Raw genomic sequence first — 20240 nt, forward strand, 5'->3', positions numbered from 1 at the left:
TATGAACACAGGAGTAATATCGGTTCGCTATGCAAGGGCTCTTCTGAAGAGTGCTATCGACACAAAGTCAGAGGAGCTCGTATATAGGGATATGACCTTATTGGCCAAGAACTATATTGACGTTCCTCAACTCAGACAAACGATAGACAATCCTATGCTCGAGGCTGAGAAAAAACAGATGCTCCTTGTCACTGCTTGTGGCGGTGAAGAAGCATCTTCCCTCACGAAGGCTTTCATCAGTCTAGTACTGAAAGAAGGCCGCGAGAGCATGATTCAGTTTATGGCCAATTCTTACGTTACTTTGTATCGTAAACAGAAGAACGTCATTCGCGGAAAGTTGACCACCGCTGTACAGTTATCTCCCGAAACGGAGCAGCGCATGAAGAGCATGGTGGAAAACCGAACTAACGGTCGTGTTGAATTTGAATCTGAAGTAAACCCGGACATTATTGGCGGATTCATTATGGAATACGACACCTACAGAATGGATGCCAGTGTCAAGACAAGACTGAACACCATTCTTAATACGTTAAAGAAATAACGAAATTAATAATTATGTCAGATAAGATTAAACCAAGTGAAGTCAGTCAGGTTCTGCTCGAACAACTGAAAGGTATCTCAGACGGAGCTCAGTTTGACGAAGTGGGCACTGTACTTCAGGTTTCTGATGGTGTGGCACGCATCTACGGATTGCGCAATGCTGAAGCCAATGAGTTGCTCGAGTTTGAAAACGGCACGATGGCTATCGTAATGAACCTGGAGGAAGACAACGTAGGTTGTGTGCTTCTTGGTACCACATCGGGCATTAAGGAAGGTATGGTAGTAAAGCGCACACGCCGTATTGCCAGCATCCGCGTGAACGACAATATGCTCGGTCGTGTTATCAACCCATTGGGACAGGCTATTGATGGTAAAGGCGAAATCGACCTTACTGCTTCATTCGAGATGCCACTCGACCGCAAGGCTCCTGGCGTTATCTATCGCCAGCCTGTGAAAGAACCGCTGCAAACAGGTTTGAAGGCAGTCGATTCAATGATTCCTATTGGTCGAGGACAGCGTGAGCTCATTATCGGTGACCGTCAGACAGGTAAGACAGCTATTGCCGTTGACACCATCATCAATCAGAAGAGTTTCTACGAGGCAGGGAAGCCTGTTTACTGCATCTATGTAGCCATTGGTCAGAAAGCCTCTACCGTAGCCGCTCTTGTTCAGACACTAAAGGAGCATGGTGCTATGCCCTACACTATTGTGGTGGCTGCCACAGCTGCAGATCCTGCAGCAATGCAGTATTATGCGCCATTTGCCGGAGCTGCCATTGGAGAATATTTCCGTGATCGTGGTCTTCCTGCCCTTGTAGTATATGACGACCTGTCAAAACAGGCAGTTGCCTATCGTGAAGTATCGCTGATTCTGCGTCGTCCTTCTGGACGTGAGGCCTACCCTGGCGATGTGTTCTATTTGCACTCTCGACTATTGGAGCGTGCAGCCAAGATTAACGAGCAACAGGAGGTGGCTGAACAGATGAACGACCTTCCTGAGTGCATGAAGGGACATGTGCGTGGTGGTGGTTCACTTACCGCTCTTCCTATCATCGAGACACAGGCTGGCGACGTATCGGCTTATATCCCAACGAATGTGATCTCTATTACAGATGGTCAGATATTCCTTGAGAGCGACCTCTTCAATCAGGGCTTCCGTCCGGCAATCAACGTAGGTATCTCAGTATCGCGTGTGGGTGGTTCGGCACAGATTAAATCTATGAAGAAAGTGGCTGGTACGCTGAAGATTGACCAGGCTCAGTATCGTGAGTTGGAAGCTTTCTCAAAGTTCTCAAGCGATATGGATGCCGTAACAGCTATGACACTCGACCGTGGTCGTAAGAACAATCAGTTGCTGATTCAGCCTCAGTATAGTCCAATGCCCGTAGGTGAACAAATTGCTATTCTCTATTGTGGCGTTCATGGCTTGATGCGTGAGGTTCCTATTGATAAGGTTCGTGAGTGTCAGAATCAGTTTCTCGACAAATTGCGTTCTTCTAACCCAGAGGTTATTGAGACGCTGACAAGTGGAAAGATTGACGACGAGACAACAGGTAAGATTGAGAAGGTGATGGCTGACATCGCCGGCACTTACAAGTAAAGAGAAGCATAGTCTTTTACCTCTCTTACTTCTAAAACTCAAATGATATGCCAAGTCTGAAAGAAATTAAAGGCAGAATCGCCTCAGTAAACTCGACAAGAAAGATAACGTCTGCCATGAAAATGGTGGCCTCGTCAAAGTTGCACCATGCTCAAGTAGCAATTCAAAACATGTTGCCCTATGAGACTATGCTGGAACACATATTGAAATCGTTCCTTGCAGCTGAAGCCGAAGCTCAGACGATATACGATCAGGAGCGTCCTGTGAAGCGTGTGGCATTGGTTGTCTTCTCATCAAACTCTTCTCTTTGTGGTGGTTTTAATGCCAACATTATCAAGAAGATGCAACATACAGCAGCAGCTTTTATCGATACACTGGGAGCTGAGAATGTTGAAATCTATCCTATTGGCCGAAAGGTAACTGAAAAAGCTCAGAAATTAGGCTATATAGTAAAGGGAGAGCGAAACGCAATGGTTGATCATCCTAACGTTCAGAACTGCATAGATTTGGCTATGGAGTTAGGTAATCGCTTCGCAAAAGGTGAGCTGGATCGAGTGGAACTGATTTATCATCACTTCAAAAGCGCTGGTTCTCAGATTCTCACTCAGAAGACTTTCCTTCCAATCGATATTGAAAGCGAATTAGAACGTGACCACGAACGTGATTTGACCAGTAATGTTGTAACTCGCGAAGCTCAGGAATATCTGAAGCAAAAGAAAAAGAAGAATGAGCAGAAAGAGCAGAAAGCAGTTCCATTGAACGATAATTTCATAGTAGAGCCAAGTATGAATGCTGTACTTTCAGTACTGATGCCTAAACTGGCCCATCTAATGATTTATACTGCCCTTTTGGATAGCATTGCCTCTGAGCACGCAGCACGTATGGTTGCCATGCAGACAGCTACTGACAATGCTGATGAACTTCTTCGCCAGTTGAACCTCCAATACAATAAGAGTCGTCAACAAGCTATTACAAGCGAATTGCTTGACATTGTAGGCGGATCAGTAAACAACTAAGCGAACAATAAGAATACTCATTAACTACTGAGCATTCAATCAACGAACAAAATAAAAAAATCCTGTAAGTTATTTGACTTACAGGATTTTTTATGATGTTTAAATTACCTTCGTAATATTATCAATTATCCACCAAAGTTATCGTACATGATGCTCTCTGGCTCTACGCCAAGCGAGTCAAGCATAGAAACGACAGCCTTCGACATAGGACCAGGACCACACATATAGTACTCAATATCCTCAGGAGCATCATGATCCTTCAAGTATGTCGCGTACATCACATTGTGCACAAAACCAGGAGTGTACTTCACGCCTGCAGCATCTGCAGCAGGATCAGGACGGTCAAGTGCAAGATGGAAATGGAAGTTGGGATACTCCTTCTCCAGTCCCAGGAAGTCTTCAAGATAGAACACCTCATTCAATGCACGAGCACCATAGAAATAGTGCATCTCACGATCAGTAGTATGAAGTGTCTTCGTCATGTGCATAATCTGTGCGCGAAGTGGAGCCATACCAGCACCACCGCCAACCCAAATCATCTCCTTCTTTGAGTCGAAGTGAGGATGGAAATCTCCATAAGGGCCGCTCATGATTACCTTGTCACCGGGTTTCAGCGAGAAGATATAAGAAGAAGCAATACCAGGATTTACCTCCATGAATCCACTACGGTCTGCTTTAAAGGGAGGAGTTGCAATACGAACGGTAAGCATAAACACATCACCCTCTGCAGGATAGTTAGCCATAGAGTAAGCACGAATGGTAGGCTCTGGATTCTTACACTTCAATGGGAACAGTCCGAACTTTTCCCATGCAGGCAGATACTCGTCGCCAATCAGACTCTTGTCGAAGTCCTTGTCGTAGTCAATGCAGTCGAATGCGGGAATCTTAATCTGAGCATATGAACCAGGCAAGAAATCCATGTGAGCACCAGCAGGCAACTGCACTTTGAATTCCTTGATGAAGGTAGCCACGTTTTTGTTGCTGATAACGGTACACTCGTACTCTTTCACGCCGAGGATAGACTCATCGACATGTATCTTCAAGTCACCTTTCACTTTGCACTGACAGCCCAAACGCCAACCAGCCTTAATTTCTTTACGAGAGAAGTGTGGCTTCTCAGAGTCAAGAATTTCGCCACCACCTTCAAGCACCTGTACCTTACACTGTCCGCAGCTTGCTTTACCGCCACAAGCAGAAGGAAGGAAAATGCCATTCTCGTTGAGTGTTGACATGAGTGAGTTACCCTGAGGCACGTTAATGGTATTCTGACCATTAATCTCAATATTCACATTACCGCTGGGTGAGAGATATTTCTTTGCTACCAGCAGGATAACAACCAAGAGAAGTATTACGATGAGGAATACTCCTATGCTATATGCTATAAACTGAGCCATAATTTCAATTCTTCAATTCTAAAATATTAAATAATTATATGTTCAGTCCAGAGAAGCACATCATAGCCATAGCCATAAGGCCTACTACAATAAATGTAATTCCAAGGCCCTGAAGTGGACGAGGCACATCGCCGTACTGCATTTTCTCACGGATAGCTCCAAGTGAAACGATTGCGAGTGTCCAGCCGATACCTGATCCGAATCCATAAACCAAAGCATCCCACACTGAAGTGATGGCCTGTGTATTTTCTGGGTCCATGAGTATGCGCTGCTGCATAAAGAGTGATGCACCCATGATAGCACAGTTCACGGCAATCAGAGGCAGGAAGATACCCAATGCTGCATAAAGTGAGGGTGAGTATTTCTCTACAGTCATCTCTACGAGCTGCACCATACCGGCAATGACGCCAATGAACAGTATGAACGAGAGATAGCTCAGATCTACGCCTTCAACGAGACAGTCAGGACCTAACACCTTTGTCTGCAACAAGTAGTTCACAGGTACTGTTACTGTGAGCACGAAGGTTACAGCCAAACCCAATCCCATTGATGTTTTCACCGTCTTCGATACAGCCAAGTATGAACACATACCGAGGAAGAAGGCAAATATCATATTGTCGACAAAAATCGACCTGAAGAATAGACTAATTACGTGTTCCATATTTTATTTCTCCTTATAAAAATAAGCACGATGAACCCAAATAACAATACCAACAAGAATCAGGGCCATAGCAGGCATGGTCATCATACCATTGTTGATGTAACCCATATCATAGCAGGCATCAGGAATAATCTGGAAACCAAGCAGAGAGCCACGGCCCAGCAATTCACGTACAGCACCTACAATGACCAGAATCATTGCATAGCCAAGACCATTACCCACACCATCAAGGAATGAAGGCCAAGGTTTGTTCATCATAGCGAAAGCCTCAAGACGTCCCATGAGGATACAGTTGGTAATAATCAGACCTACGTAAACGCTGAGTTCAACACTCACATCATATACATAAGCCTTCAGAATCTGCGACACGATGGTTACCAATGCTGCCACCACTACCAACTGCACCACAATACGAATACGGTTAGGAATGGTATTACGCAGAATAGAGATAATCGTGTTTGAGAATGCGGTGATCACTGTTACAGCGAGACCCATCACGATGGCCGGTTTCAACTGTGAGGTTACAGCCAAAGCCGAACAGATGCCAAGTACCTGGCCCAAAATGGGATGATCAGCATTCAATGGTTTCAGGAAAACCTCTCTATTTTGTTTACTAAATAAACTCATAATCCAATTAGTAATTAAAAATTAATTATTAGTAATTATGATTACTCTTTTACGATAGTAGAATCTACACACTCTGCTACGGCTGCTGAATCAACTGTCTCTTTCTGAGAAGCAATAACTTCATTCAGTCTGCCGACAACATAGTTTTCAACGTTCTTCAGTCCTTCTTTCAGCATTGCATCAACGCCGTTTGAAGTTAGTGTAGCACCCGTCACGCAGTCAACCTGTGTAGCAGGATCCTCTACTTTCTTAACTACCGAGAGAACAACATTATTATCGTCGTCCCAGATGCGCTTACCAATGAATTTCTCCTGCCAAGCCTGAGAATCCTTGATTTCTGCACCCAAACCGGCTGTTTCTCCTTCATGATTGAAGTAGGCACCATACACCTTTCCTTCATTATCAACAGCCATATAGCCGCTGATACCACCCCAAAGGCCCATACCTTTCAGACTTGCCACAAGGATTTCGTTTCCGTCAATTTCGCACTCGTAGAATTTCTGTCCATTCAGTTCTTTCTCTTCCTTCACTACTTCGGCATATTTGGCTTCGGCTTCAGCACCATCCAAATTGCGAATATTGAGTGAATAGAGTATCTGTTTCTTAATATCGAGTGCCACGTTTGCATCCTGCATAGGCTTCAGTGCCTTAAAGATGAAGGCCAACAGGAATGCAACGACAACTACAAGAATCGCACTATATATAATAATGTACGAATTTGAATTTGTATTTAGCTTGCTCATAATTATCAATTCTCTATTTACAATTTAAATTAAGAGTTGCTACCTCTCTTCATACGTTTCGAGATGTTACGCTCTACTACGAAGTGGTCGATAGTGGGAGCAAACATGTTCATGAGCAGGATTGCCAGCATCATGCCTTCAGGATAACCTGGGTTCATCACACGAATCACAACTGCCATAACACCAATCAGGAAACCATAAATCCACTTACCTGTTTCTGTACGACAAGAGGTTACAGGATCAGTAGCCATGAACACAGCACCAAAGCAGAATCCGCCCAGCACAATATGTTCATACCATGTGATAGGAGTCATACCAAGACTCTCAAAGCAGCAGGCCATCAGTCCACCACCTACGAATACACTCAGCATGGTCTTCCAAGAAGCAATACCTGTCCACAACAACAGCAGGGCACCCAGTGCGATAGCCACTACTGAAGTTTCACCGATTGAACCTGGAATAAAACCAAGAATCATATCGTTCAGAGAAGCCGTTACTTCTGTTCCTGCACCAATCTGACCGAGTGGTGTAGCTGCAGTAAATCCGTCGGGCAATGTATTGCCGAAACCAAGAATGCTTTCATTGGCTACCCAAACCTGATCGCCACTCATCTTTGTAGGATAAGCGAAGAAAAGGAAAGCGCGGCAAAGCAGTGCTGGGTTGAAGATATTCATACCAGTGCCGCCAAATATTTCCTTACCAATGATCACTGCAAAAGCTACTGCAATAGCCAGAATCCACAAGGGGCAGTTTACAGGAACAATCAATGGAATAAGAATACCACTAACGAGGAATCCCTCCTGAATTTCCTCGCCCTTCCACTGAGCCCATGCAAATTCTATGCCCAGACCTACAATGTAAGAAACGAGAATTTTTGGCAGTACAGCCAGGAAACCAAACACGAAGAGGTCCATGAATGTTGCTGTGGCCAGTGTGCCAGCAGCCAGTGCATTCTGATAACCCACATTGTACATACCAAACAGCATGGCAGGCATCAATGCGAGCACTACCATACTCATGATACGCTTCGAGTCAATAGCGTCGTGAATGTGAACGCCCGTCTTCGCCGTGTCATTAGGCACGTAGAGGAAGGTCTCGAAGCCATCGAACAACGAACGGAAGGCATGCAACTTTCCACCCTCCTCGAAGTTCGGCTTTATCTTGTTGAGATAATTTCTTAATGCGCTCATAATTGTTTATGCGTTTTCTTTGCGTAAAATGTTAAGTCCCTCTCTTACAATTCGCTGCAGCTCCAGCTTAGAGCTATCCACGAACTCAGCGAGTGCGAAATCCTCAGGTGCCACCTCGTAAATACCAAGCTGCTCCTGACGGTCAATATCGCCAGTGATGATAGCCTTGATGAGGTATTCGCCATAGATATCCATTGGCAACACCTTGTCATACTCACCACTCATAATCATGTGGCGTGCACCACCCTTGATACGTGCATCAGCCTCAAACTCTTTCTTTCCACAGAGCCATGAGAAGTAGCTGCGGTTCACTGAGAACTGCTTAAAGCGAGGCATTATCCAGCCCAGCATCTCATCGGCATCCGAACCTTCAGGAATTACGGTAATTTCTGATGAATGGGCACCTAGGAAACCATCCTTTGTAGTCTGACGTCCAGTGAGCACGTTACCATTAATTATACGTACGCTGTGTGAAGCATCATAGCTGTTTGACAGCAGTGTAGAGAGTTCTTCACCCACCAGCATATCTACATGCACAGGCTTCTGAACCTCGCTACCGCAAAGAGCAACCGTGCGGCGCAAATCCACTCTACCCGTGTTGAAAAGACGACCGATGAACAGTACTACGGTTGGATCGCCAATGGTCCAAACCACTTCGCCTTTGTTTACTGGCGACACATGGTTCACCTGTACGCCAACGTTGCCTGCAGGACATGAGCCATTGAACTCGTTCACTTCAACATTCTGAAGATTGCTCAGTGAAGAATTCTTGCCAACGCCCACGTAGGTCTTAGCAATCTTCGACAGAGCCGTCAAACCAGTCTGGAAGTCCTGTTCCTGACCTTTTACCTCATACTCAAAGTCGCAAGCCAATGGCTTATCGCGCAGAGCAGACACAAAAATTGCCTTAGGCTTCGTTTCAGGATTGGTAGAAACGGCATAAGGCAACTGATTGATGTAGCCGAACAAGCCTGCTTCGAGAAGAGCATCGACAACAGCGTTGCCATCGAGTTTCGAAACATCCTTTTTGCCGAATTCTACATACTGCTGTGTGGCATCGGCTTCAACCTTCACACAGAGCACCTTACGACGTTCGCCACGCTCTACGGATGTTACCTTACCGCTTACGGGTGAGGCAAAGCGAACCTGCGGATACTGCTTGTTAACAAACAAAGCATCGCCTGCCTTGACAATATCGCCCTCATGTACAAGAACTTTTGGAGTAACACCTTCGAAATCATCGGGTACTAAAGCATAGCGCCCATTAGATTTCAGCTGGATTTTTTGCTCCTCAGCTTTACCTTTCAGACGAATATCAAGGCCTTTACGCAAATTGAAAACTTGTTTAATTGCCATATAATAAGTTTAAAAGTGGATTCAACGCGTGCAAAATTACTAAATTTTGATTGAAGACCGACAAATTCCGTTTGAAAAATACGGAGGTCACAAGAAATTATCGTACTTTTGCAATCCAAAATATACAGATGCAAATGCATTTGTCAAGTCTAAATATCAGTTTGAAGGTAGTTAAACATTTTTTTAGTGGTGTGATATGGGGTTTTATCGCCTTATATTTCATTTTGATGACCCTTATTTACCTACCTCCTTTTCAACAGTGGATGGGCTCAAAGGCCTCTCGTGCCATCGGTGACGCATTAGGCACGAGTGTATCGGTAGGTTCTATCCAGTTAGGTCTTCCTAATCGTATTATTATAGACAATGTAACCATCTTGGATCAGCAGCAGAAAAAGATGCTGCGCATAGGCCGACTATCCACCAAGTTGCAGTGGCTTCCACTGGTTGAAGGACGAATCGTCATCTCGTCGGCTCAGCTTTTTGGCGCCCATATCAATATCTACAAAACCGACTCACTCCAGCCTTCCAACATGCAGTTTATGCTGGATGCCCTTTCATCGAACGACACCACCAGTCATTCGGCTATCGACCTGCGCATCAATTCGCTCATTGTCCGTCATTCCAATGTGCGCTACAATTTGGAATACATGCCCAAAACAGACCGTTTCGACCTCAACCACCTTGCATTCAACGATGTCAGTTCTCATATTCTACTGAACGAACTGTCTGACGACTCACTAAACGTCAGGGTGAAACGACTCACGTTCAACGAAGAGAGCGGGCTGAAGGTAAACAGCGTTTCTTTCTCTCTGACGGCTGGAAAGCGAGAGGGTATGTTGAAGGATTTCACCCTTCAGATGCCCCACTCTATGCTGTATATCGATTCGCTCACAGCGGCCTACAATTCCGAGAAGCTGAATGAAACCCTTCGCTATCGTGCCAGCAACTTGAATGCCGATGTAAGGTTGAGCGATCTAAAGTGCTTTTTACCCAACCTGGCCAATTATTCTGACGTGCTGAGTCTGACCACCACTTTTGAGGGTACCACTAAATATATTAATGTGCCTCACCTCGAAATAAACGGCACTGGACGCAGTTTAGTGCTCAATGCGCATGGTTGGGTGTTCGGACTCGACGAGAGTCATCCCACATGGAAGGCCGAGATAGCCCGTTTCTCACTTGACGAGAGCGTATTACAGAAACTCAAAAGCGATATTTCTTCCCTACCCTCACAGTTGGCAAATATAGGCAATGTCCAACTTTCAGGTTCTTTCGAAGGAAACGAGTTTGGCGACATCAGTGCCCATAGTGCCATTCTTGCCGATATTGGAAACCTCGACGTGAATATGAAAATGGCCGGAGGTAAGGTATTCTCCGGTTCGCTCAACACAAAGGGCATAGACCTGAAACGCCTGCTATCAAACGACCACCTCGGAACTTTGGCCACTAATATCCAGCTCAGCGGCACCACCTCGGCCATGAAGGCCAATGGCTTGATCAGTAAGTTGGAATACAACGACTACACCTATACTAATATACGCGTGGACGGCAACTATGCCGGCCGTTCAGCCAGCGGCACTATAGCCATTGACGATTCTAACGCCCAGCTCACCCTCGAAGGTTTGTGGAAGGATGACGGCCAACGCACAGCCCTTCAACTGAATGGTACGGTGAATAAATTATCGCCTCAACAACTCAACTTGTCTGACAATTGGGGCGATGCCACTTTCAGTCTGCAACTGACTGCCGATATCAGCGCCACCAATATCAACGATGTGGAGGGCAATATCGACCTGCATCATTTTGTGATGAACGATTCTACGGGTTTCTTCCGCATCGACAGCGTTATGCTACAGTCAGGCTTTAACAATGGCCAACATTACCTGAAGCTGAGCGGCGATTTGGGTGAAGGAAGCCTGAACGGTCAGTTCAATTTGAACACCCTCCCCCAAAGCTTTGTCAGTTTCCTTGCTTCACAACTCCCCTCTATCCCCGGGCTTCCAAAAGTAAAGGAACGACTGAACAACAATTTTGATGTAAATCTGCACATTACGAGCAGCGAGTGGATAAGACGAATCCTGAATATTCCCCTCCTCCTTGAAGAACCCCTCAGTCTGCAGGGAAATATCAACGATGCCACCCACACTTTCTGTCTTGACGGAAGCGTACCCGCTTTTTTCTACGACGAAGCATTCTACGAAGGGGCCAAACTGCACATCACTACCGAGAACGACTCCATTTTGTGCAATGTCAATGTAGTGAAACACATGGACCACGACCTGAAGATGGACCTTGCACTGAAAGCTGCCGCCAGCAACAACAATATCAGCACCAGTTTTTCGTGGAACAACCATACCGTTGGCATCAAGGCCACACAGGGCGAACTGAATGCCACCACACAGCTCTACACCAACGACGAAGGCTATCCAGAAGCACATATCCGAACCCATTCATCCCACCTTTCCATGGGCGACACTCAATGGGACATCATGCCCAGCGACATTATCTATGCCGACAACAGGATTCTTGTTGACCATTTCGAGATTCAGCATCAAGAACAACACCTGCTCATTGATGGCATAGCCTCGAAAAGCGCCAAAGACACATTGGTAGTCGATATGAAAGACCTTGATGTGAGCTATGTGCTCGACCTGCTCAATTTCCATCCTGTTGAATTTGCAGGTTTTGTTACCGGTCGTGCCTGTGTTTCCCAACTGTTCGACCAGCCCAAAGCTATGGCCGATATCAACGTGAGCAGTTTCCGCTTTGAAGGAGGACGAATGGGTACCCTTCATGCCCAAGCCGAATGGAATGCCGACCAGCAGCAGATAGATATTCACGCTCTGGCTGACGACGGTCCTGACTCAAAAACACATATCAACGGTTATGTATCACCCGTGAGAAGTGATATCGAGCTGGTGATTAAAGGCGAAGGCACCCATATTGATTTCCTCCAACAATACACCAGAAGTTTCCTGAGCAACGTGGGCGGACAGGCCTATGGTGAAGTGAGACTGGTGGGTCCCTTGGGCGCAATGGATCTGTTGGGAACGCTGGTTGTCGATGGACAGGCCACCGTCATTCCCCTTGGCACCACCTATACGCTGAAGAAAGATACCGTTCGGCTTGTCCACAACGACATCCTGCTCAATAGGGCCAACATCAATGATATAAACAATGATGTGGCCTACCTCAGCGGAGGCATTCACCACGAGCACCTGTCAAACCTCACTTTCGACCTCGACATAGAGACCTCTCGTCTTTTGGCCTACGATTTCAAGGAATTGGGCAACGATACGTTTTGCGGAACCGTTGAAGCCAGCGGACGTGTTGACCTTCACGGACGTCCTGGCGAGGTAGTCATTAACTGCAATGCCACCCCACTCCGCTCTACGGTGTTCACCTACAACGCTTCCCTCTCCAACGAGGTGAGCCAGCAAGATTTCATTACTTGGCGAAACAAGCATCAACTTGCTAACATTCCTGTCACGCAGACCAAGAGTGAAGAGAAACCACGCGATATACCTACCGACATCTACATCAACTTCCTGATCAATGCCAACCCGAATGCCACCGTCAAACTGCTCATGGATGCCACTACGGGCGACTATATCACCCTCTACGGTTCGGGCGTGCTTCGAGCCAGTTACCACAACAAAGGCGTTTTCCAGATGTTTGGCACCTATACAGTCGATCATGGCACCTATGGCATCACGATCCAGAACATCATCAAGAAAAACTTTGTGTTCCAGGAAGGCAGCACACTCATATTTGGCGGCAACCCCATGGAGGCCAATCTGCAACTGCAAGCCGTATATACCGTCAACGGCGTGTCGTTGTCCGATCTGAACATCGGCAATTCTTTTGCCAGCAATACCGTGCGTGTAAACTGTCTGATGAACATCACCGGACAGGCAGGCTCACCACGCATAGATTTCGATTTCGACCTGCCTACCGTCAATAGCGACGAAAAACAAATGGTACGCTCTGTCATAGCCAGCGAACAGGAAATAAACCAGCAAGTGCTCTACCTTCTTGGCATAGGCCGCTTCTATTCTCAAAGAACCCAAGAGGCCAACAATGCCGAAACGCAGGAATATGGACAGACGCAACTGGCCATGCAGTCGTTCCTTTCAGGCACCCTCTCTTCGCAAATCAACACCCTCATATCACAAGTAGTAAAGAATGACGACTGGAACTTTGGCGCCAATATCTCTACCGGCAATGAGGGGTGGCACAATGCTGAATATGAAGGACTCATCAGTGGACGTATGCTGAACAATCGACTTCTGATCAACGGACAGTTTGGCTATCGCGACAATGCCACACAGGCCACCTCCTCATTCATTGGCGACTTTGACATTCGCTATATTCTTACTCCAAACGGAAATCTTTCGCTGAAGATGTATAACCAAACGAACGACCGATACTTTACCCGTTCGTCACTAAACACTCAGGGAATTGGACTCATTATCAAGAAAGACTTCAATGGACTGAACGACTTGTTTACCCGCAGAAAGAAATAGTGAAGCAAACAAAAAGCCTTTCATCTCTCACAGACAAAAGGCGTAATTACAATATTGAATAAAAAAATATTACGTGAGCGGAATACGGGACTCGAACCCGCGACCCTCGGCTTGGGAAGCCAATGCTCTACCAACTGAGCTAATTCCGCAACCGAGAGCCGACACCCGGACTCGAACCGGGGACCTACGCATTACGAATGCGTTGCTCTACCAACTGAGCCATGTCGGCTTTTTTGCTTTAAGCGGATGCAAAGGTAAGTATATTTTTTGTTTTCCACAAATTTTAGTCTCGATTTTTTAGTCTCCTATTCCATATTTACAGCCAATAACATTCATTCACTAACAAAACAATCATCTTTCAATCAATTATTTGTACATTTGCGGTCAGAAACTTAATATTTACATTTATCAAGACACTTATACACTCATGAAAGTATTATTAATCAATGGCAGTCCCCGAGAGAATGGAAACACCTTTCAAGCACTCAGCGAGGTATCCAATACACTGAACGAAGAAGGTATCGAAACCCAGATTATCAGCATTGGCAAAAAAGCAGTACAGGGTTGTATAGCCTGTGGCATGTGTGGCCGCTTAGGTCGCTGTACGTTCAAAGACGACCTGTACTCCAAAATATGGAGCGAAGTGAAAAATGGTATCGACGGGCTTATCGTCGGTTCACCAGTCTATTACGGAGGCCCCAATGGTTCGCTATGCGCCCTACTCGACCGTGTGTTCTATTCACTCTCTGCCGACATGAAATATCTGCCAGGCGCCAGCGTTGTAGTATGCCGCCGAGGAGGTGCATCGGCAGCCTTCGACCGCCTGAACAAATATTTCACCATGAACAGTATGCCTTTGGTCACTTCGCAGTACTGGAATATGGTCTATGGTCAGACTCCAGGACAGGCTGTACAAGACGAGGAGGGCATGCAAACCATGCGCACTCTGGCCCGCAACATGGCTTGGATGATTAAGCATCTCAATGCCCGTGAAGAGGGTCACCCTGCCGAAGAACAGCGTGTTTGGACCAACTTCATTCGATAAGGAGTACCCCATGAAAATTCTTGTTGTTGACGACGAGCAGGATATCTGCGAGATACTGCAATATAACCTGGAGACCGAAGGTTTTGAGGTGATGACAGTCAATTCGGCAGAAGAGGCGCTTGAGCTTCCTCTGTGTGAGTTTTCACTGATTCTTCTGGATGTGATGATGGGCGAGATGTCTGGTTTTCAGATGGCGAGACGACTGAAGGAAAGTCCAGAAACGGCGCAGATACCCATTATCTTCATCACGGCACTTGACAGTGATGACCATCTGGTGAAGGGATTGAATATCGGAGCCGACGACTATATCGTCAAACCACTTAGCATGAAGGAGGTGAAGGCCAGAGTCAAGGCTGTACTCCGACGGACGGCTCATACAGTGCCACAACAGGCAGACACATCTACTTCCGCTTCTGACAACAAGATTTGCTATGAAGGCATCACGCTCGACCTGAATGCGAAGACCGCCGCCATCGATGGTGAGGAACTGGTATGCTCGAAATTGGAGTTCGAACTGTTGTCGTTCTTCCTCCAGCATCCCGGCAAAGTATTTTCACGGGAAGACCTTCTGAAATATTGCTGGCCACAGGACGTGCTGGTGCTCGACCGCACGGTGGACGTGAGCATCACCCGACTGCGCAAGAAGATTGGCCGCTACGGCAAACAAATCAAAACACGAGTGGGCTATGGCTACTATTTTGCAGAGTAAATCCTTTCAGCGTAATCTGCTGTTCAGTATCGGCGGCGTCTTTCTGCTCTTTGCCGTCTGTTTCAGTTTTTATCAGTATCAACGCGAGAAAGAGTACAAGATTGACATCCTGCACTCGCGACTGCAGATGTACAACTACGAGATGGTGCAGACGCTGGGTGAGGACAGTCTGACCAACGACCATCTGTTTCGCGACTATGTGGAGCGGCACAGCATGAAAGGGCTTCGTGTCTCTATTATAGATAAGGAGGGCCAGGTCGTTCTCGACAGCTACGAACCACAAACAGACTCGCTGGGCAACCACCTGCAGCGAACCGAAATCCAACAGGCACTACACGATGGCAACGGCTATGACATCAAGCGCCTGTCACAATCTACCCACGAAACTTACTTCTATTCCGCCACCCGTTTTGGCAATGTCATCGTACGTGCCGCCGTACCCTACTCTGCCGAGCTGACGCGCTCGCTTCAGGCCGACAACACCTACATCTACTTTGCCGTTGCCCTGACCCTGCTGCTGGGCATCGCGCTCTACTACATCACCCACCGCATCAGCCGCCATATCGGTTATCTGCGCGCATTCGCCGTCAAGGCTGAAAGGCTATGGGTAGGCGAACAGGGTTCGGAAATGGAGGGCGAAGAACTGGAACATGAACTGAAGCAGCGCCTGCCCAATGACGAATTGGGCGACATCAGTCACACCATCATCATGCTCTACTGGAAACTGCGCCATTCTGAGAAAGACAAAGTGCGCATCAAGCGACAACTCACTCAGAATGCCGCCCACGAGCTGAAGACTCCTGCCGCCAGCATCCACGGCTATTTGGAGAGCATTCTTGACAATCCAGACATGCCCGAGGACAAAAAAAAACATTTTCTGGAGCGTTGCTATGCCCAGAGCGAGCGTATGAGTAAACTGCTACAGGACATGAGCGCGCTCACCAAACTGGACGAGATGGATGACAAGCACGCGCGTGAAGATTACCACCCGGTGAATGTCTTGCAGATCATTCAGAGTGCCTTGGACGATACTGCCCTGCAACTCCACGACAAGGGCATCACCCCTTCGCTCCGACTGCCGCAGCATCTGGAAGTGCTCGGCGATGCCAGTCTGCTTTACAGCATCTTCCGCAACCTCATCGACAATGCCATAGCATACGCCACAGGTGCCTCACGTCTCGACATCGTTTGCAAAGAGACAGAGTGCGAAGGCCGCCATTTTTTCGAGTTCCTAATCAGCGACAATGGCCCTGGCGTTGCCCCCGAGCACTTTGACCACCTCTTCGAACGCTTCTACCGTATCGACAAAGGGCGCTCGCGCAAACTCGGCGGCACGGGCCTCGGCCTTGCCATCGTAAAAAATGCAGTTGCTGCCCACGGAGGAACAGTAACTGCACTCTCTACGCCCGGTGGCGGACTCACCATCCGCTTTACCCTTGCGCGTTTCTAAACCTGTCCATTTCTTGGTCTGTCTTCAAAGTCGTTGTTCAGTCCTTTGCCGGCCTGAACCACGTTCATCACGTAGTCTGCCAGACGTTCACATTCGGAAATAAAATCGACATAGAACACGCCGAGCTGATAACTGTAGAGACCTGCATTCACATCGTGCAGATTCTGATTGCGCAGCTGCTTGCGGTAGTTATTGATTTCGTGTTCAATGTTGATGGATTTCGTAATGTTGGTTCTTGGTGCTGTCAGGTCTATGCACTTCATCATTTCCTGCAACGAGTCATTCACGAGGCCGAGCATCGTATGCATGTGTTGAGTCTGTTCTGGCGTAAAGGCGTCCTGACAGTGCATACGGTGACGGTTCAGCGTGCGACCGAGGTTATACACCGAGTCGCCTATAGACTCCAGTTCCGTAATCTGGCGCAGCATTTTCTGAATCTGAGCCTTCGAGGCATCCGACAGTCGGCCCTCACTCACTTTGTTCAGATAGGCAGCAATTTCCATTTCCATTGCATCGGTGATATTCTCGTATTTCCCAATGCGCGAAAAGAGTTTGTTGAACTCCGCCTCATCTTCCGTCTGCATCAGTTCTGGAACAAAGCCGAACATCCGCTGGCAGCGCTCTGCGAAATGGTGGACTTCCTTCTGCGCCTCCATGATGCTCAACTCTGCCGTAGAGAGCAGACCGCCAGAGATGAACTTCAGACGATAGTCCTCGTCCTGAGCCTTCATTGGCAGCACCTTACATACCAGCATCTCTATTTGATGAACGAAGCCGATGAGTAGCAGTGTGTTAATGACGTTGAAGGCAGTGTGGAAAGCCGACAGTTTGAAGAGGTCGTTACCCCCACCCATAAGGTTTTCTACCACCCAACTGACAGCATCGCAGGCGGGATAGAACACGATGAGAAACACCACTACGCCAAAAACATTGAAGAACATGTGAGCCAATGCAGCGCGACGTGCTTGTGTGTTGGCAGTCAGCGAAGCCATAAATGCCGTGATGGTGGTACCGATATTCTGTCCCATAGCCAGTGCCGCAGCCTGTTCAAACCCGAATCCGGGGATGTTCATGCCGAAGAGCATCAGCGTGATGGCCATCGTGGCTGCTGAAGCCTGAACGATCATCGTCACCAGTGCCCCCACGATAACAAAGAGAATAATAGTGAGAAACGAGTCCTGCGGCACGTGGGCCAGCATTCCCGCCACCATGTCGCCGATGTTCATCGCAGTGGCAGCCTCTTGTAGGAACGATAGACCCATGAACAGGAACGAGAAGCCAAAGATGAACTCACCGATGCTCTTACGATTGCCCTTACTACTGAAAATCAATGGCATTCCAATGGCAAGCAGAGGGATGGAAAAGGCTGCAATATTCACCTTGAAGCCAACAGCCGAGATAATCCATGCTGTAACAGTTGTACCAATGTTGGCGCCCATGATAACACCTATCGACTGACCCAGTGTCATCAGTCCGGCGTTCACAAAACTCACCACCATCACCGTTGTGGCGCTCGACGACTGGATGAGTGCCGTAATGAGCACGCCCGTCAGCACACCCATCACACGGTTCTTCGTCATTGCCGCCAAAATACTGCGCAGGCGATCACCTGCAAACTTCTCAAGGCCCTCCGACATCGTCTTCATTCCGAAGAGAAACAATGCCAGCGAACCTACGAGAGAAAAAATGTTGATAAAAAATTCCATTACCTTCGTCAATATAAATAATGCGACAAAGGTAATGGAATTTTGTTACGCAAGCGTTACATTGATGTTACAATCCTGTTACAACATTACATACTTTCCTTCAGAATCTCTGTCACGTCCTCCTTCGTCAGATTCAGATAACCAGCAGGATAGACGACAGTGGTCTCGGTAATGCCGGGAATCATATCGGCGGTAGCACCTATTTCGCTGATGGTCAAGGGCAGGCCAATCTCCAGCATCCAGTCTTTCAGGGCTTGCAAGCCAGCTTCGGCTATCTGCTCGTCGGTCATTCCATCACCACTGATGTTCCACACATTCTTGGCAAAGCGAACAAATTTAGGCAGACCGTTCTGCATGGCGCGGCGATAGTAGGCCATTGAGACTGAGGCCAGTGCATAGCCGTGAGGAGCGTGCGTCCAGGCACCTACGCTGTGACCAATCATGTGAACCATCCAGTCTTCTTTTTTGCCCAGTCCGATGAGGGTGTTCAGCGCCCAAGTGGCTGTCCACATGATGTTCGAGCGTGCCTCGTAGTCCTGAGGATTCTTTACAGCGATGCGGCTGCTGTGGATGACAGAACGCATCAGTCCTTCAGAGAGGTAGTCGCTGGTGTTGTCATCGAAGTCCGAGAAGTACTGCTCCATGATGTGGTTCATGATGTCGTAGATACCCGCCTTCATCTGGTTCTCGGGTACGGTCATCGTGAACTTCGGATTGAGGATAGAGAACTTAGGCATCAGACGGCTGTCGAACACGTGACCCACCTTGAAGGTATGCTCTGCATCGGTAATCACCGTGCCTGCATTCATCTCCGAACCAGTGCCAGCCATCGTCAGGATGCAGCCCACAGGCAGCAGTCTCTGGTCCTTAGCGGGATTTTCCTGCTTCAGCCAGAACTTGTCCCAGTAGTCGCCTTCATAATAGACAGATGCAGCCACGGCCTTCGAGTAGTCGCACACGCTACCGCCACCGAGGGCAAGAATCAGATCCACCTCGTTCTCGCGGGCTATCTTCACACCCTCGTTCAGTTTCTCCAGTGTAGGATTAGTCATCACGCCAGGGTTCTCGACGATGGTCTTGCCAGCCTCCTTCAAGATAGCCACCACCTGGTCGTAGATGCCGTTGCGCTTAACGCTACCGCTACCATAGTTCAACAGAACCACTGGACCATATCCTTTCAGTTCGTCCTTGAGGAAGTTCAGGGACTCATCACCAAAATACAATTTAGTGGGATTGTAATAAGAAAAATTTCCTAACATAGTTGTATGTCAATTTAATTTTTTGGTTAACTATTTCAGTTGCAAATGTACATATTCTTTTTTAATTATCCTTAGTCCTTTATGAGTTTCTTAGATTCTTTATAGTTCATAAAAATTTAAATCTCTTACGATACGACATTTAGAACAATCTGGACTTTGATTGTCAACGGAAAACCATCCCAACGGGCCTAAACTTGCATATCCATACCATTTATTTTTCGAAAATCAAGACAAATAAAAAATGCAAACTAGAACGACGAGGCTACCCAAAGACGACCTTTAGTGCAGTAAAAAGTCTATTATACCGCAACTGAATGCATCTTATACCGAAACGTACTGTCTATTATACCGAAACCTAACTTCAATTGCATCATAACTGAACGTCAATTGCAGTATAGAATAAATGCAGTTATGGTATA

15 protein-coding genes and 2 tRNA genes are annotated in these 20240 nt (G+C 47.2%); 7 read left to right on the plus strand and 10 right to left on the minus strand.

Translation table 11 applies throughout. From position 1 onward, the window contains the following. Window position 1: 1 nt before the first annotated feature. The 3 genes from L6475_RS07620 to L6475_RS07630 are packed head-to-tail and all read left to right on the plus strand — an operon-like array spanning window position 2 to window position 3155. Window positions 2–541 (plus strand): F0F1 ATP synthase subunit delta, encoded by a 540-nt coding sequence (locus tag L6475_RS07620; RefSeq protein WP_237818721.1) that lies wholly within the window; start codon window positions 2–4, stop codon window positions 539–541. Between the two features lie 14 nt (window positions 542–555). After that, on the plus strand, window positions 556–2139 hold the full coding sequence (gene atpA, locus L6475_RS07625; RefSeq protein WP_237818723.1) for a F0F1 ATP synthase subunit alpha: 1584 nt from the start codon (window positions 556–558) through the stop codon (window positions 2137–2139). A 47-nt stretch (window positions 2140–2186) separates the two neighbouring features. After that, a complete protein-coding gene (locus tag L6475_RS07630) occupies window positions 2187–3155 on the plus strand; it encodes a F0F1 ATP synthase subunit gamma (RefSeq protein WP_237818725.1) in 969 nt (322 codons plus the stop codon). Window positions 3156–3280: 125 nt separating this feature from the next. Here the strand turns inward: L6475_RS07630 and nqrF are convergent, their stop codons facing one another. The 6 genes from nqrF to L6475_RS07660 are packed head-to-tail and all read right to left on the minus strand — an operon-like array spanning window position 3281 to window position 9120. Then, window positions 3281–4549 (minus strand): NADH:ubiquinone reductase (Na(+)-transporting) subunit F, encoded by a 1269-nt coding sequence (gene nqrF / locus L6475_RS07635; protein ID WP_237818727.1) that lies wholly within the window; start codon window positions 4547–4549, stop codon window positions 3281–3283. Window positions 4550–4583: 34 nt separating this feature from the next. Further along, window positions 4584–5210 (minus strand): NADH:ubiquinone reductase (Na(+)-transporting) subunit E, encoded by a 627-nt coding sequence (gene nqrE, locus L6475_RS07640; protein ID WP_237818729.1) that lies wholly within the window; start codon window positions 5208–5210, stop codon window positions 4584–4586. 3 nt (window positions 5211–5213) lie between these two features. Then, entirely contained in the window at window positions 5214–5837 is a 624-nt protein-coding gene (locus tag L6475_RS07645) for an NADH:ubiquinone reductase (Na(+)-transporting) subunit D (protein ID WP_237818731.1), read from the minus strand. Between the two features lie 41 nt (window positions 5838–5878). Next, the gene (locus L6475_RS07650; RefSeq protein WP_237818733.1) at window positions 5879–6580 is read right to left on the minus strand and encodes an FMN-binding protein; all 702 of its coding nucleotides are present in this window, start codon (window positions 6578–6580) and stop codon (window positions 5879–5881) included. A 29-nt stretch (window positions 6581–6609) separates the two neighbouring features. Next, window positions 6610–7770 (minus strand): NADH:ubiquinone reductase (Na(+)-transporting) subunit B, encoded by a 1161-nt coding sequence (locus tag L6475_RS07655; protein WP_237818735.1) that lies wholly within the window; start codon window positions 7768–7770, stop codon window positions 6610–6612. Window positions 7771–7776: 6 nt separating this feature from the next. Continuing rightward, window positions 7777–9120 carry a Na(+)-translocating NADH-quinone reductase subunit A gene (locus L6475_RS07660; protein ID WP_370641680.1) on the minus strand — a complete coding sequence of 448 codons (1344 nt, stop codon included), beginning with the start codon at window positions 9118–9120 and terminating at the stop codon, window positions 7777–7779. A 233-nt stretch (window positions 9121–9353) separates the two neighbouring features. Here L6475_RS07660 and L6475_RS07665 point away from each other — a divergent pair, with 233 nt between their 5' ends. Then, complete coding sequence (locus L6475_RS07665) at window positions 9354–13652, plus strand: translocation/assembly module TamB domain-containing protein (protein ID WP_237824081.1); 4299 nt, start codon at window positions 9354–9356, stop codon at window positions 13650–13652. Window positions 13653–13728: 76 nt separating this feature from the next. Here the strand turns inward: L6475_RS07665 and L6475_RS07670 are convergent. Beyond that, a tRNA-Gly gene (locus L6475_RS07670) sits at window positions 13729–13801 on the minus strand. Window positions 13802–13808: 7 nt separating this feature from the next. Further along, window positions 13809–13881 (minus strand) — tRNA-Thr (locus L6475_RS07675). Window positions 13882–14079: 198 nt separating this feature from the next. Here L6475_RS07675 and L6475_RS07680 point away from each other — a divergent pair. The 3 genes from L6475_RS07680 to L6475_RS07690 are packed head-to-tail and all read left to right on the plus strand — an operon-like array spanning window position 14080 to window position 16856. Beyond that, entirely contained in the window at window positions 14080–14697 is a 618-nt protein-coding gene (locus tag L6475_RS07680) for a flavodoxin family protein (RefSeq protein WP_237818739.1), read from the plus strand. A 10-nt stretch (window positions 14698–14707) separates the two neighbouring features. Beyond that, window positions 14708–15406 (plus strand): response regulator, encoded by a 699-nt coding sequence (locus L6475_RS07685; RefSeq protein WP_237824083.1) that lies wholly within the window; start codon window positions 14708–14710, stop codon window positions 15404–15406. Beyond that, complete coding sequence (locus tag L6475_RS07690; protein WP_237818741.1) at window positions 15384–16856, plus strand: cell wall metabolism sensor histidine kinase WalK; 1473 nt, start codon at window positions 15384–15386, stop codon at window positions 16854–16856. The genes L6475_RS07685 and L6475_RS07690 overlap by 23 nt, the downstream gene beginning before the upstream one ends. On the opposite strand, the gene L6475_RS07695 is transcribed toward L6475_RS07690, so the two are convergent. Both L6475_RS07695 and L6475_RS07700 read right to left on the minus strand, forming a co-directional pair. After that, entirely contained in the window at window positions 16853–18562 is a 1710-nt protein-coding gene (locus L6475_RS07695) for a Na/Pi cotransporter family protein (protein ID WP_237818743.1), read from the minus strand. The two genes, L6475_RS07690 and L6475_RS07695, sit on opposite strands and share 4 nt — an antisense overlap. An 86-nt stretch (window positions 18563–18648) precedes the next feature. After that, complete coding sequence (locus L6475_RS07700; protein ID WP_237818745.1) at window positions 18649–19821, minus strand: iron-containing alcohol dehydrogenase; 1173 nt, start codon at window positions 19819–19821, stop codon at window positions 18649–18651. Between the last annotated feature and the right edge of the window lie 419 nt (window positions 19822–20240).

Origin of the sequence: Prevotella sp. E9-3 (genome assembly GCF_022024015.1) — a bacterium.
Lineage (GTDB): Bacteria > Bacteroidota > Bacteroidia > Bacteroidales > Bacteroidaceae > Prevotella.

What these genes read in the sequence shown, in the direction of transcription:
- L6475_RS07690 (WP_237818741.1), top strand. Translation starts at nt 15,384, where the DNA reads ATGGCTACTATTTTGCAGAGTAAATCCTTTCAGCGTAATCTGCTGTTC.
- L6475_RS07645 (WP_237818731.1), bottom strand. Translation starts at nt 5,837, where the DNA reads ATGAGTTTATTTAGTAAACAAAATAGAGAGGTTTTCCTGAAACCATTG.
- nqrE (WP_237818729.1), bottom strand. Translation starts at nt 5,210, where the DNA reads ATGGAACACGTAATTAGTCTATTCTTCAGGTCGATTTTTGTCGACAAT.
- L6475_RS07655 (WP_237818735.1), bottom strand. Translation starts at nt 7,770, where the DNA reads ATGAGCGCATTAAGAAATTATCTCAACAAGATAAAGCCGAACTTCGAG.
- L6475_RS07650 (WP_237818733.1), bottom strand. Translation starts at nt 6,580, where the DNA reads ATGAGCAAGCTAAATACAAATTCAAATTCGTACATTATTATATATAGT.
- L6475_RS07700 (WP_237818745.1), bottom strand. Translation starts at nt 19,821, where the DNA reads ATGTTAGGAAATTTTTCTTATTACAATCCCACTAAATTGTATTTTGGT.
- L6475_RS07695 (WP_237818743.1), bottom strand. Translation starts at nt 18,562, where the DNA reads ATGGAATTTTTTATCAACATTTTTTCTCTCGTAGGTTCGCTGGCATTG.
- L6475_RS07620 (WP_237818721.1), top strand. Translation starts at nt 2, where the DNA reads ATGAACACAGGAGTAATATCGGTTCGCTATGCAAGGGCTCTTCTGAAG.
- L6475_RS07630 (WP_237818725.1), top strand. Translation starts at nt 2,187, where the DNA reads ATGCCAAGTCTGAAAGAAATTAAAGGCAGAATCGCCTCAGTAAACTCG.
- L6475_RS07685 (WP_237824083.1), top strand. Translation starts at nt 14,708, where the DNA reads ATGAAAATTCTTGTTGTTGACGACGAGCAGGATATCTGCGAGATACTG.
- L6475_RS07680 (WP_237818739.1), top strand. Translation starts at nt 14,080, where the DNA reads ATGAAAGTATTATTAATCAATGGCAGTCCCCGAGAGAATGGAAACACC.
- nqrF (WP_237818727.1), bottom strand. Translation starts at nt 4,549, where the DNA reads ATGGCTCAGTTTATAGCATATAGCATAGGAGTATTCCTCATCGTAATA.
- L6475_RS07665 (WP_237824081.1), top strand. Translation starts at nt 9,354, where the DNA reads ATGACCCTTATTTACCTACCTCCTTTTCAACAGTGGATGGGCTCAAAG.
- atpA (WP_237818723.1), top strand. Translation starts at nt 556, where the DNA reads ATGTCAGATAAGATTAAACCAAGTGAAGTCAGTCAGGTTCTGCTCGAA.